Annotated in this window: 14 protein-coding genes; 9 read left to right on the plus strand and 5 right to left on the minus strand. The window is 65.5% G+C overall.

The window, feature by feature from the left end:
- Nucleotides 1-11 precede the first annotated feature (11 nt).
- Together H7F38_RS04950 and H7F38_RS04955 are read left to right on the plus strand one after the other, a co-directional pair.
- On the plus strand, nt 12-437 hold the full coding sequence (locus tag H7F38_RS04950) for a transposase (protein WP_187093104.1): 426 nt from the start codon (nt 12-14) through the stop codon (nt 435-437).
- Entirely contained in the window at nt 434-1435 is a 1002-nt protein-coding gene (locus H7F38_RS04955) for a DDE-type integrase/transposase/recombinase (protein WP_187093105.1), read from the plus strand. The genes H7F38_RS04950 and H7F38_RS04955 overlap by 4 nt, the downstream gene beginning before the upstream one ends.
- Nucleotides 1436-1644: 209 nt before the next feature.
- Here H7F38_RS04955 and H7F38_RS04960 read toward each other — a convergent pair whose 3' ends face one another.
- Complete coding sequence (locus H7F38_RS04960) at nt 1645-2076, minus strand: hypothetical protein (protein WP_187093106.1); 432 nt, start codon at nt 2074-2076, stop codon at nt 1645-1647.
- Between the two features lie 175 nt (nt 2077-2251).
- On the opposite strand from H7F38_RS04960, the gene H7F38_RS26505 reads away from it, so the two are divergent.
- Nucleotides 2252-3352: an aldolase/citrate lyase family protein gene (locus tag H7F38_RS26505; RefSeq protein WP_370531330.1), complete on the plus strand. Its 1101-nt coding sequence runs from the start codon at nt 2252-2254 to the stop codon at nt 3350-3352.
- Here the strand turns inward: H7F38_RS26505 and H7F38_RS04970 are convergent.
- Nucleotides 3349-4279 (minus strand): IS5 family transposase gene (locus tag H7F38_RS04970; protein WP_187092685.1). Its coding sequence is split into 2 segments (ribosomal slippage): nt 3349-3903 and nt 3905-4279, totalling 930 coding nucleotides; the frame shifts between segments, so codons are not numbered across the junction. The two genes, H7F38_RS26505 and H7F38_RS04970, sit on opposite strands and share 4 nt — an antisense overlap.
- 675 nt (nt 4280-4954) lie before the next feature.
- Entirely contained in the window at nt 4955-6697 is a 1743-nt protein-coding gene (locus H7F38_RS04975) for a sensor histidine kinase (protein ID WP_187093108.1), read from the minus strand.
- 434 nt (nt 6698-7131) lie between these two features.
- On the opposite strand from H7F38_RS04975, the gene H7F38_RS04980 reads away from it, so the two are divergent.
- Nucleotides 7132-7776 carry a response regulator transcription factor gene (locus tag H7F38_RS04980; RefSeq protein ID WP_187093109.1) on the plus strand — a complete coding sequence of 215 codons (645 nt, stop codon included), beginning with the start codon at nt 7132-7134 and terminating at the stop codon, nt 7774-7776.
- Between the two features lie 167 nt (nt 7777-7943).
- Nucleotides 7944-9683: a serine hydrolase gene (locus H7F38_RS04985; protein ID WP_255498246.1), complete on the plus strand. Its 1740-nt coding sequence runs from the start codon at nt 7944-7946 to the stop codon at nt 9681-9683.
- 68 nt (nt 9684-9751) lie between these two features.
- On the opposite strand, the gene H7F38_RS25480 is transcribed toward H7F38_RS04985, so the two are convergent.
- Nucleotides 9752-10057, minus strand: coding sequence for a hypothetical protein (locus tag H7F38_RS25480; RefSeq protein ID WP_222618459.1), 306 nt, complete (start codon nt 10055-10057; stop codon nt 9752-9754).
- Between H7F38_RS25480 and H7F38_RS04990 the strand changes: the two genes are divergently transcribed.
- The 3 genes from H7F38_RS04990 (at nt 10044) to H7F38_RS05005 (ending at nt 12295) form a co-directional block, all read left to right on the plus strand.
- The gene (locus H7F38_RS04990; RefSeq protein WP_222618460.1) at nt 10044-11177 is read left to right on the plus strand and encodes a serine hydrolase; all 1134 of its coding nucleotides are present in this window, start codon (nt 10044-10046) and stop codon (nt 11175-11177) included. The two genes, H7F38_RS25480 and H7F38_RS04990, sit on opposite strands and share 14 nt — an antisense overlap.
- A gap of 192 nt (nt 11178-11369) precedes the next feature.
- Nucleotides 11370-11570, plus strand: a complete 201-nt coding sequence (locus H7F38_RS04995) for a hypothetical protein (RefSeq protein ID WP_187093110.1) — start codon at nt 11370-11372, stop codon at nt 11568-11570.
- Nucleotides 11571-11836: 266 nt separating this feature from the next.
- Nucleotides 11837-12295, plus strand: a complete 459-nt coding sequence (locus H7F38_RS05005) for a transposase (protein ID WP_187093111.1) — start codon at nt 11837-11839, stop codon at nt 12293-12295.
- On the opposite strand, the gene H7F38_RS05010 is transcribed toward H7F38_RS05005, so the two are convergent.
- Nucleotides 12292-12504 carry a transposase gene (locus H7F38_RS05010; protein WP_187093112.1) on the minus strand — a complete coding sequence of 71 codons (213 nt, stop codon included), beginning with the start codon at nt 12502-12504 and terminating at the stop codon, nt 12292-12294. The two genes, H7F38_RS05005 and H7F38_RS05010, sit on opposite strands and share 4 nt — an antisense overlap.
- Nucleotides 12505-12818: 314 nt before the next feature.
- Here H7F38_RS05010 and H7F38_RS05015 point away from each other — a divergent pair, with 314 nt between their 5' ends.
- Nucleotides 12819-13118, plus strand: a complete 300-nt coding sequence (locus H7F38_RS05015) for a Nif11-like leader peptide family natural product precursor (protein ID WP_187093113.1) — start codon at nt 12819-12821, stop codon at nt 13116-13118.
- Nucleotides 13119-13237 lie beyond the last annotated feature (119 nt).

Genomic DNA, 13237 nt, shown 5'->3' on the forward strand with positions numbered 1-13237 from the left:
GAGATAAGCCAGTGACCAGCAACATCCAGCAGGAGACCGACACGGCCGGCGGCGCGGAGCCGGTGAATCCGGCACCGAACCCGATCCGGCGGTCGTTCACCGCGGAGTACCGAGCGCGGGTGGTCGCCGAGTACGAGGTGGCCCCGCACGGTGAGAAGGCCGCCGTCCTGCGCAGGGAAGGGCTGTATCAATCCCAGGTCCGGGAGTGGCGAGCCGAACGGGACACGAAGGCCGCCGGCTTGGTCCCGAAACGCTATTCGCACCGGACGTCGAAAACGTCAGGTTCGGAGACTGACCGGCTACGCGCGGAAAATGCGCGGTTGGCGAAGGAATTGGCGAAGTCGCAGGCGGTGGTGGAGATAATGGGAAAACTACAAGGGCTCTTGGAATCCATCTCCGAGAGCACGGACACGCCGCCGCCACCGACGACGCGTTGAGCGTTGCGTTCGCGCAGCTGTGGGATGGGCAGGTCACGACGAACGCGGCGTGCGCGTTGATCGGCCGGCCCCGGGCCAGTCACTACCGCCGGCACCTACTTGGGCCGGTGCACGGACCGAAGGAGGCCCGCCGGGTCCCGGACAACGGGCAGGCGTTGACCGCGGCGGAGCAGGCGGCGGTGCTGACGTTGATCAACTCGAAAGGCTACGGCGACCTGGCGATCGGGCAGATCTGGACCCGTGAACTGGACGAAGGGCGGTACCTGTGCTCGATGTCCAGCATGTACCGGATCGCCCGGGCCGCCGGTCAGACCCGCGAAAGACGGATGCAAGCAACACATCCAGCGAAGATCAAGCCTGAGCTGATGGCCGACGCACCGTCGCAGATCTGGTCGTGGGACATCACCAAACTCCGCGGCCCCAGCAAAGGAATCTTCTACCACCTGTACGTGCTCATCGACATCTTCTCCCGCTTCAACCCCGGCTGGCTGGTCTCCACCTGCGAGGAGTCCAATCTGGCCGCCGACTTCATCGCCGGGGCGATCGGCCGCAACGGCACCGCCCCGCACAGCGTCCACGCCGACCGCGGCACCTCCATGACCTCCAAACCGGTGTCGATGCTGCTCACCGACCTGGGCGTCGCCCGATCCCATTCCCGACCGCACGTGTCCAATGACAACCCCTTTTCCGAGGCGCAGTACCGGACCCTGAAATATCTGCCTGATTTCCCTGAACACTTCAACTCGCTGGAGCACGCCAAACAATTCTGCACCGAATTTTTCTACCAATACAACTACATCCACCGGCATTCGGGCATCGGCTGGCACACGCCCGCGTCCGTCCACTTCGGCACCGCCGACGCCATCGACGACGCCCGCCGCACGACCCTGACCGCGGCGTTCCATGCCAACCCAGCGCGGTTCGGCCGACGACCCCACCCACCGACCCGACCCGAGACGGCCTGGATTAACAAGCCGGAACCAGCCCTACCCGAATAAACTCAACACCCGTGTCTCGCTTGACTTGACAGACAGCGGCTCGGTCGTGGTCAGTGCCTGCCCGTTGTCCGGGACCCGGCGGGCCTCCCTGGGTCCGTGCACCGGCCCGAGTAGGTGCCGGCGGTAGTGACTGGCCCGGGGCCGGCCGATCAACGCGCACGCCGCCTTCGTGGTGACCTGCCCATCCCACAGCTGCGCGAACGCTACCGTCAACGCCCCGTCGGCGGTGGCTGCGGCGAGGTGTCCATGCTCTCGGAGATAGATTCCAAGAGCCCTTGTAGTTTTCTCATTATTTCCACCACCGCCTGCGACTTCGCCAATTCTTTCGCCAATCGCGTATTTTCGGTGCGGAGCAGGTCAGTCTCCGAACCTGACGTTTTTGACGTCCGGTGGGAATTGCGTTTGGGGACCAGCCCGGCAGCCCGGGCATCCCGTTCGGCTCGCCAATCCCGCACCTGCGATTGGTAGAGCCCTTCCCGGCGCAGGACGGCGGCCTTCTCACCGTGCGGGGCCGCCTCGTACTCGGCGACCACCCGCGCTCGGTACTCGGCGGCGAACGACCGCCGGGTCGGGTTCGGTGCCGGATTCACCGGCTCCGCGCCGCCGGCCGTGTCGGTCTCCTGCTGGATGCTGCTGGTCACTGGCTTATCTCCTGTCAGGCCCTACAGCGTTGCACCCGGGCCTTGCGGATGTCTCAGTTGAGCCTGACAGGTAGGGCCGGGATCACCCGGAAGATGCTGCAGCGCCCAGGCCGCCCACTATCCGCCGCGAGGGCAGCGGGGGTTTGCCACCTACACCCGCAGCGGCGGCCACGGCCTGATCGGTACGGACGAGCATCTGCGCCGGGCCGCGTCCGGCACCACGATCATTGTGATGATCGAAGACAGCGCTGGAGTGATTGCGGCGCAGGACATTGCCGCGGTCGACGGGGTTGATGGCCTGTTCGTGGGTCCGGCCGACCTGGCAGTTGCGCTCGGCTTCTCGGGGCAGCAGAGCGTTCCCCAGGTCAAGACGGCCATCGACCAGGTGCACGCGGGTGCCCGACGCGCTGGCGCCGCGGTGGTCACCATCACCGGCGATCCGGCCGTGGCGCGGGAGCACTTCGCAGCCGGTAGCCAGATGGTGATCTACAACGTGTGGTCGGCGCTCGGTAGGCTGTTCACCTCGTTGGCCGCAGGCCGGGCGGAGCCGGCCCCCGGCTCCGCCCGTGACATCAGAAAGATCGCAGATCCTGTCGTTCTGCTGGCCGGGATGCTGGGGGGCGCCGCCACCTGGGACTCGATGGCGGCGGCGTTGTCTCCGACTCTGTCGCTGCGGCCCGGTCGCATCGATCTGGACGACAGCATTGCGGGCATGGCCGCGTCGGTCCTGGCCGATGCACCCTCCCGGTTCGTTCTGATCGGGCATTCTCTCGGCGGTGTAGTCGCGCAGGAGGTCGTCCGGCAGGCTCCCGAGCGGGTCAGTGCCCTCGTCCTGCTGCACTGCAGCGGACGTGGACCGACCGAGCAGCAGCAGGCCGTCTGGGCAGAACTCGCGGTACGGGCTGGGGACGGGGGCTTCGCCGTCATCGTGGCCGAGCAGGCCGTGACGAATCTCGGGTCGGCTGCGGCCGACCGGACGCACGTCGCAGCGTGGCAGCAGGTGGCCCTCCAAGTCGGCCGGGACGGTTTTCTGCGCCAGCTGGCGGCCCAGTCCGGGCGCCAGGATCACCGCGCGTGGCTTAGGAGTATCGCAGTGCCCACCATGGTGATCGGCGGCATCACCGACGAGGTCTCGACACCTGCACTGCAGCAGGAGCTGGCAGACCTCATCCCGGGCGCCAGGTATGCCGAGATCGATGCCGGACACATGAGCATGCTGGAAGCCCCCGCGGTACTTGCGGCCCTGATCGCGGATTTTCTCGGTTTCCCGAGCTAGGGCGTGTCTTCCAATAGTCGGTTCCAGACGATGCACGCCGAAAGCACCACTGCCGCGCGGTAGGTGATGGCGAGCTTGTCGTAGCGGGTGGCCAGCCCCCGCCATTGCTTGATCAGAGCGAAGGAACGCTCGACAACGTTGCGTTCCCGGTACATCTGGCGGTCCAGCGCAGGTGGACGGCCACCCTTGCTGCCCTTACGTTTGCGGGCGGCGATCTGGTCGCTCTTGAGCGGAATGACCACCTTGATCCCGCGGCGCTGCAGCATCCTGCGGGTGATCCCGGCGGCGTAGGCCTTGTCCGCCAGGACGGCATCGGGTCGGGTCCGTGGTCGCCCCCGACCTCGGCGCGGAACCCGGATGTCGGCCAGTACCTGTTCCAGGACGGCACCGTCGTTGCGTTGCCCACCGGTGATGACGATCGCCAGTGGCCGGCCCTTGCCATCGACCGCGTGGTGGATCTTCGTGGTCAACCCGTCCCGGGACCTGCCAATGCCGTGACCTGCAGGTTCAGCATCGACCAGTGGCAGATTCTTGTAGTTCGATACTGCCCCCTGTGTCCTGCTCGGGCCGTGTCGTGTTTGTCGCGTGCTGGTGGGCGCGGTTGATGGTGGCATCCACCGACACGGTCCAGTCGATCTGACCGGCAGCGTCAGCGTCGGTCAACAACGCCGCGAGCACCCGGTCCCAGGTGCCGTCTCCGGCGTACCGGCGGTGCCGCTTCCACACGGTCTGCCACGGTCCGAACACGTCCCGAGGCAAGTCCCGCCAGGGGATCCCGGCCCGGTACCGGTAGGCGATGCCTTCCACCACCCGCCGGTGCTCACCGAACGGATGACCCCGCCGGCCAACATTTGTCGGCAACAACCGCTCGATCCGTTGCCACTGCTCGTCACTGAAGACGCGGTACCGCGACGAAGGAGAACTCATTCAGTGAGCATCCCGCCACACCTACCCAACTTTTGGGAGACACGCCCTAGCTGACCAACCGACCGTCGCCCCATCAGGCCTGAAGAACTACCGGAGAAACCGGACCAGCCGGTCAGTCAGCCATGCCACCAACAGGGGAAACCCACCGACAAGATCAACTACCGGCCAGCAAGATCAACTACACGGCACGACGGCGCATCCGGGCTTAGAAAGGGGTCAGCAGGATCTTGATCGGCGTGCCGGCCAGTAGGGCGCCGATCCTGGTCTCGTCGAGGACGGCGAGGGAGCCGGCAAGGCGCACGATGGTCGAGCTTTCGAGTTGGGCGACCGCAGCCGCACCGTCGAAGGACGCGGGCGTTGCGACCGGAGCGGAGGTCGGCGGTGCGACCGGAGCGGACGAGGGAATCGGTACCTGGCCGCCGCTGCGCCTTGCGGGGCAAGGATCGGGAGGGCGACCACGACCAGCCCGACGAGCGCGGTCGTGGTCCGCCGCCGGCTCTGCTCTGATTCCCCCATGGCTGACAGTTTGCCTGCTTCCTCCCGGCGGCGGACCATCGGTCGTGAGGTCGGGATGTCCCCCGTGCAGACAGTGACGCTGACGCACGACGGCTGAGTCATCGTCATCGGATCGCCCGCCGCCCCGGGGTCACGGACCCGTTCGGGTCGCAGGCCGACTCAGAAGCTGGTGAGTTCTGCTCTCCCACAGGGCACTTCGGCCCGGAGTCGGGTGCCCTGGCCGGCGTCCGACCGAATGCTGATGGTGCCCCCCAGCGCACCGATCCGGTCGGCCAGGCCGGTGAGCCCGGTTCCGCGGGACGGGTCGGCGAATCCGATCCCGTCGTCGGTGATCGTGGTGATCAGGTTGCCGCTCACATGTTCCACCGTCACCTCGATGGATTGGGCCTGGGCGTGTTTGACGGCATTGGCCAGCGCCTCGGCGACGGTGAAGTACACGGTCGATTCGCTCTCGGCCGGCAGCCCGTCCGGGATACCGCTGATCTGGACGCGAGTGGGGACAGGCATTCGTTCGGCAAGTCCGTCGATGGCAGCGGCCAGGCCGCCCTGCATCAGGGACTCCGGCATGATGCCGGCGACCATCCGCCGGAACTCGGCGTTCAGATCCGTCAGGCCGTCGGCCAGGGAATTGATGCACCTGGCGATTTCCTGGTCCGGAATCCGTCGACTTAGTTTGCGGGCGGTCATCCCCAGCACCACCAGATGTTGCTGAGCGCCGTCGTGCAGGTCCCGGGCGATGCGCCGCCGCTCGGTGTCGGCGGCCTGCACCAGTCGAAGTCGGGAATTGCGTAATGCTTCTTCCCGCACGCGGAGGTGCGCCAGGGTGAGCTGCTGCTCGTCGGCGATACGTTGCTTCTCGATGGACATCGCCACCAGGCTGCCGATCACGTCCACGCCGGCGTTCCTGGCGAGCATCGTGCCGTCGTAGACGATCGCACCGACCAGGACGCCGTCGTACCGGACCGGATGCAGCAGTCGTCGGTCGGCGGCCGGCCGGGGCTCGGCGAGGATGGCGCCCCATTCGTCGATGTAGGCAGCCCCTCGTCGGTAGAGCACGATCGCATGGGGATCACCGAGGGCGGACGCCACGGAGGCCGTCAGGTCTCCGGAGGTCGGCGTGGCCTGCCCGATCCGGACCACCATGTCACGGACGTCCGTGGCCCGCCCGAACGAACCACGGAGCAGTCCGAACAGGAAAACCACCGGCAGCAGCAGTAGAATGGTGGCCTGGCCGGTCGAGAGCCAGGCCGCGAGCGTCGTGCCACGCGCGGCGGTCAGGCCGATTGCGGTGACACCGATCAACAGGGGACAGACGATCCGGTACCAGCGCAGGGGCCCGAGCACACTTCGCTGTTCGCTGCCCGCGTGGGCGGAGGCAATGACGACGATGACCGCGGTGGCCACAACCGAGCTGACGCCGATCGCCGATTGGATCCAACTGGTGAGACCGACGACGAAATGGGGGACCCTGGGGAAGATCGAGAATCGCCCGGCACCGATCAGATATTTGGGGACCTCCAACACGGTGGAGACGAAGTAGCCGACTCCGACCACCCACCGCGCGACGCGGCCGGGCACCACACCGGTGGGGAAGGCCAGCAGGAGGTGGACCGTCAACGCCAGGGGAAGGCTGTGGGTGATGGAACCGATCAGCTGCAGGAACGGCTGATGGAGACGGCTGAGGTCCGAGAGCCACAGGGAAAAGCCGTCGAGGAGCAGTAGCAGACCCAGCCGGTTGTTGGGGCGCAGCCAGAGTGCGACGAGCCCGCTGGTGAGATAGAGCAGGTAGGACAGCGCGCTCACGACGACGTTGACCCCTGCGATCGACGGGGTCGCGAGGGCCAGGGTGATACCGACCATGGCGAGCCCGAAGGAGAACAGGACCATGACGGCTCTGGACATCGCGGGGGCGGACCACTGGCTGCGTCCGCGAACATCGGCGTCCAGCTGGAGTGCGACACATGCTGCTGCCCAACCGGAGTGTTGTTCCGCGCCGGGAGCGGGGTCCGCTACTGCGACGCCCGGGATGTCGGGGTCCAAGCCGGTGTCCGCAAGACTAACATGGTCGGACGGCGGGGCCTTCATCGGAGGATCATTCGCCAACGATATTGTCGTCGGCGTCGTTCTGTCCATTAACTGGGCTCATGCCGCGGTCGGTGTGGTCCTGGCACCATTGCGACCGGGGCATGTCACGAGCCACAGTAAGGAGACCCGCCAGAGCGCAAGGGTCCTGGACGGCTTTCGCGGATGAGTAGTAGGACGGATGGTTCTGACATGGGTGTCGACCCGGACCCGTCGGGGGTAGGGACGGTCAGCGCAACGGACGGGGGAATCCGATGCGTCTAATCATCGGCGAGGACGAGGCATTGCTGAGGATGGGGCTGTCCAGTCTTCTGACCGACGAGGGCCACGAGGTCGTCGCGGCGACCAGCAACGCCGTCGACCTGGTCTCCACGACCCTGCAACTCCGGCCCGACCTCGTGATCACCGATATCCGGATGCCGCCGAATCACACGCGGGACGGTATCGACGCGGCCCTCCGAATTCGGGCACTACGCCCGGGAACTGCCGTGCTCGTACTGTCACAGCACGTGGACAGTGCGGGCGCGACCGACCTCCTGTCCAGCGGCGAGGGCCGTATCGGATACCTGCTCAAGCACCGGATCATGGACATCGATCCATTTCTGCTCGCCATCGAGCAGGTGCTGGCCGGCGGGTCCGTGATCGATCCGGAAGTCGTGGCGAGCATGATCAGTCGGCGCCGAAACGACAATCCGGTCGACGGTCTGAGTCCTCGCCGCCGGGAAACCCTCGCCCTGATGGCGGAGGGGTACAGCAACTCCCGGATCGCCGAGGCGCTGTTCGTCACCGAGAAGGCCGTGGCCCGGAACATCGCCTCGATCTTCTCGACGCTCGGGCTTCCGCCCTCCGCCGATGACCACCGGCGGGTCCTGGCCGTCATCAAATATCTGAATCGATAACGTCCACTGGTCCGTGGTGCGCGTCACTGTGTGGCTGGACAGCCGGCCCGGAGGTGGTGACAGCACCCCAATTGTTATTGAACGATAGATACCATTTTATTAAGGTGGGACACTAAGCCGGGCCGGATGGCTCGTGTGGTAATGCCCCGGACAGCAGAGGATTTATCGTGAAACTTCCCCACGAATCAGCCGTATTCAGCCGGAGGGTCGGGCTGCGAGCAGTGGCCGCCTCGAGCCTGATCGGGCTCGCGGCCTGCACCTCGAAGGCCACGACGGGAAGCAGCGCCGCCGGGTCGACGCCGGCGGATGTGTCAGCGGCTGCGACGAGTCCTGTTGCGAAATCAGATGCCTTGCTCTCCACGGCACTGGCGCCTGTCGTCCCGACCCAGCCGATGCTGAGCCCGAGTCAGGTGTCCGGGGTACCGATTCCGGCCGGTCGCATCGATGCATCCATCAAGCAACTCGACGCGCTGGCCGCCAAGTTGATGGCACGGTCGGGTGTTCCCGGGATGGCGGTCGCCGTCGTACACGGCGGTAAGACGGTGTATGCAAAAGGCTTCGGTGTGAAAGAGATCGGGCAATCCGGACAAGTAGATGCGAATACCGTCTTTCAGCTTGCGTCTTTGTCGAAGCCTATCGGAGCGACCGTCGTTGCCCGTCAGGTCAGCAAGAAGCGGATCACCTGGGAGACCAAAGTGGTCGAGCATCTGCCCTGGTTCGCCCTGGCCGATCCGTACGTCACCGCCAATCTCACCATCGGCGATTGCTACGCACACCGCTCAGGACTCTCGGGCCAGTCCGGTGATCTGATCGAAGACCTCGGCTACGACCGCAAGCAGGTCCTAACGCGTCTGCGGTATCTGCCGTTGGATCCGTTTCGGATCACCTACAACTACACCAACTGGGGTATCACCGCCGGTGCGGAAGCGGCCGCTGTCGCATCCGGTATCGAGTGGGAGGCTCTTTCCGAGCGGGATCTGTATGCGCCGTTGGGGATGACATCGACCAGTTCTCGGTTCGCCGACTACAAGGCGCGGAAGAATCGCGCGGTGGGCCACGCGTACGTGGACGGCCGTTTCCAGGCGAAGTACGTGCGTGAACCTGACACGCAGGCTCCGGCGGGCGGCGTCAGCTCCTCGGTGGACGATCTCGGCAAGTGGCTGGCCCTGCTGCTCGCCGACGGCAAGGCACCCGCGGCCGGCACCGACGCCGACGGCCAGTTCATCACCCCGCAGGCTCTTGGTGCTGCGCTGACCCCGCAGATCGTCTCGTCTCCGCCCGCCACCCCGGATGCCCGCACCGGCTTTTACGGCTTCGGGTTCAACGTCGGGGTCCAGCCCTCCGGCCGCGTCCAGTTCTCCCATTCCGGGGCGTTCATCCTCGGCGCCGGCACAAATGTGGTGCTGCTGCCTTCGGCCGACATCGCCATCGTCACGCTGACCAATGCGGCACCGATGGGTCTGGCCGAATCGCTGAACGCGGAGTTCATGGATCTGGTGCAGTTCGGATCTTCGCAACGCGACTGGTATGCGGGTTATCACGCCCTTCTGGCGGCCCTGCTGGTGCCCGTCGGTGCGCTGGTCGGAAAGGTGCCGCCGGCTGCTCCGGTGCCGGCGAAGGCATCTACCCGCTATATCGGTCGTTACACCCACGACTGCTATGGCCCTGTCGAAGTGGTTGCCAGCGGCGCAGCGCTCGCGCTCCTGCTCGGTCCGCAACCCGTCAGCTATCCGATGACGCATTGGTCAGGTGACGAATTCATCGTCCATTTCAACTTCGAGTCGACCGGGATCGGCAGCGTGTCCGCAGTGACGTTCAAGCTCGGCGCCAGTGGGCCGGCCACCTCCGTCCTCATCGAGGTGCTCGACAAGGACAAGGTCGGAAACTTCACCAGAGCGGGTGCCTGATCGAGCAAATGAGCCGCAGCGGGACCAGGCGAGGTCGTCCAGAGTGTGGACGGATCGACGGTAGCAGGCTACCAATTCGAGAAATACATCGCGCTGAGTGCGCATATTCGTTCGGGAGATACCATGAAGAGGTCTGACACACACCGGGGCCGCACCCGATCAGGGCTTGCGGTATTGACGGTGGTCTTGCTGTTAACTGCGGCCTGTGGGTCGAATTCAGCCGCATCGAAGGGTTCGGTGACAGCCTCCAGCAGTTCGAATGCCGCCGTGTCGAGCAAGGCGTCGAGCAGCTCGGCGGCCTCCTCGGCGCCGGCCAGTTCGAGTACCGGAGCTGCGCCTTGCATCACCGATGTCAACAGCGTGATTTCGCGCAAGGCCGGGGAGACCTCGACGACGGGAACGCTCCCGTCGGCGGAAGTCACCAAGCTCGCTACGGCTGCTGCGGCGTCGTTCAAGTTGGCGGCGGCACCGGGCGCAGTGGTGGGCGTGCGCACCCCGGCCGGCAGCTGGACCCAGGTCTACGGAGAGGCTGATCCGGCGGCCAACGCTCCGATGACGGTGGGGATTCACACCCGCATCGGTTCGGTGACCAAGACATTCACCGGCACCCTGCTCCTGCAGCTGGTGCAGGCCAGGAAGCTGAGCCTGGACGATCCGATCAGCAAATATGAGCCAGGCATCCCCAATGGGGACCGGATCACACTGCGGATGCTTGCCGATATGACGAGCGGGATCTTCAGCTATACCCAGAGCACCGCCTTCACCGATCCGTTCTTCGCCAAACCACAGACGAACTTCACCCCGGCGGAGCTGGTGAAGATCGGTGTGGCCGGATCCCCGATCTTCGAGCCGGGTGCGAAATTCAATTACTCGAACACCAACACGATCCTGCTGGGTCTGGTGATCGAGAAGGTTACCGGGCAGAGCTTCGGGCAGGTGCTCCAGCAGATGGTGCTCGACCCGTTGAAGCTGACGAACACCACGTGGCCGGGCGATTCCACTGCGATTCCGGCGCCGTTCGCACGTGGGTTCACGCTGCAGGGGGACACCGCGACTCCCTCGAAGCCCAGTGATGCGACCAATTGGAGCTCCACGTGGGGATGGACGGCAGGCCAGATGATCTCGAACATAAGTGACCTGTTGACTTATGGTCGCGCTCTGGGCACCGGGCAGGGTCTGCTCGATCCCGCCGTGCAGGCGCAACGCCTGAACTCCTTTCCCGGCGCGGCCGGCTACGGACTGGCTTTGGGATGCGCCGGCGGATGGGTAGGCCACACCGGCGAACTCCCCGGCTACAACACAGCCTTGTACTACGACACCACCACTGACACCACCGTCGTCGTGCAGACCAATAGCGACATCCAGTCGGGCAATTGCCCGGAGAAGGGCACCACCCTCACCGACGATCCTGGTCAGGCCGTCTGCTCGGCACCGGCGACCCGTATCTTCAACGCCCTCGCCGTCGCTCTGAATCACCCCTTCGCGATGTCCTGATCTCTCCCTTTTACCGATTTACCCCCAGCTGGCTCCCTCCGATGTTCGCGGTTCGCGGCACCGGTCCAACGAAAGGTTTGACATGTCAGTCTCAGATACAGTTTCCCCGGTCAAACGAGCAGCGCTGTTCACCGTACCGACGTCCTTTCCACGCCGGGTTCCCCGGTGCGGATCGGACCGGCAGCACTAGCGATGTGCGCCTACCTGACCTGCGCCCACTACCTGCCGATCGGCCGAGCCAACACCCTGATGCAAAACGTTGAACGGGCTGCACCTGGCGCCACCGGATTCACCGCCCGCGCCCGAAGGCGAGCCGCCCGCAAGCTGATCGGCACCTTCCTGCCGCACCTGCAAAAGCTGCTCACGACCGCGCCGGTACTCCCGCGCGGATGAGACCACCGGCCGAGCCGACAAAGCGCTGGCCTACGTGCATGTGGCCTGCACCGAATATTTGACCCTGATGCACGGTCGCAGGCCGGTCCAGCGCCGACATCGACCAGGGCGGGGTGCTGGCCACCTTCACCGGCGTACTGGTCGCGACGGCTACGCCGGCTACGAGCACCTGCCCGCCCTGCACGCCTGGTGCGGAGCGCACCTGCTCGCCGCGACCCACGAGCCGTCTCCGACGCCGACCCGAAGGGCAACTGTGGGCCACCGCCATGGCCGACACCCTCACCGCCGCCCACCGAGCCGCCACCGCCGCCCGCACCGCCGGCCAGGACCGCCTGGATGCCACCACCCTGGCCACGCTGCTCAACCACACCTCGACGCGCTGGCCAAAGGCAGCACCGACAACCTCGGCGACCACAGCGAACTCGCCCCGATCAGCGCGCACCCTGATCCGCCGGTTCCACCGCTACCAAGACATGATCCTTCGATTCACCACAGACCTGACCATCCCCTGGACGAACAACCAAGCCCAACGCGACCTCAGACCAGTGAAAATCGCGCAACGCACCTCCGGCGGATGCTGGCGCACCCTGGCCGCCCTCACCGACTTCGCGACCGTCCACTCCTACCCCTCCACCGCCGGCAAATGGGGCAAAAACAAACTCGACGCGCTCACCGAACTGTTCACCACCGGCCCCTGGCGACCCCCAGCCCTCATGCCCAGCTAAATAGCTACCTCTTGGTTTACCAGGTCTGGGGTGCGGGAGCGCAGGAGTCGGGTGGCGCTCATCTGGTGGGTTTTGATCTCGTCGAAGACCAGTTCCTGTTCCCACCGTTGCTGATATAGCGCGGCCAGTGATTCGGCTTGGGCTTGCAGGTGGTCCAGCAGGGTGGTGATCAACCGGACCGTCTGGGGCTGTCCGCGTCCTTCCACCATGTATTCGATGACCCGGATCGCGATGCGATGGGAGTCGATGCCGGTCGGTGTGCGGCCGGCTTTGCCTGCTGTTTCATCCTCGCTGGGAGCAGTTCCAACCGGAACGACCCGTCAGGAGACCCGAATTTACTCTGTCCCAAATAGTCTTTGCATCCCAACCGCTCGAGCGCCAGGGATCTGCAGCCGCTCATGGGGTGTTAGATCCATAGCCGCCGAAAAGCGAATGCCTTAGCGTGGATTTATCGGGATCCTCCGTGTCCGTCCTGATTGCCCTCAGTGGGTAGTCAGGTCATCCTGCAGTGAAAGGAAGCCCCATGGAAAAAGACCGCGCAATTGCGCTCGTCAAAATGCTCGCCGCTGATCCAGCGCTCCGCGAGCGTCTGACCTCGGCCACCGAGTCGAACCGACTCGCGATTCTGACCGAACTCGGCTACGCCGACGTCACACCGGCCGACGTCTTGGCCAGCGCCAGCCTGTGGGTTCCGCAGGCTGTCGAGGAAATCGACGACGAGCAGCTGGCGAGCGTTGCCGGTGGTGGGATCACCGGCGACAACCCGACCATCATCACCACGACCACGGTGACCGTCGGCGCGGCGGCGGCAGCAGCGACCTGAGTCCGAGCACTCGGATACCGGGCGCCCATTTCGGGTGCCCGGTATCCGGCGTCAGATCGGACCCGACAACACCGGCAGCCCAGCGCATCTACCCCGACATGAACGAATTTCCAGGCGAG

The organism is Nakamurella sp. PAMC28650 (assembly GCF_014303395.1).
GTDB lineage: Bacteria > Actinomycetota > Actinomycetes > Mycobacteriales > Nakamurellaceae > Nakamurella.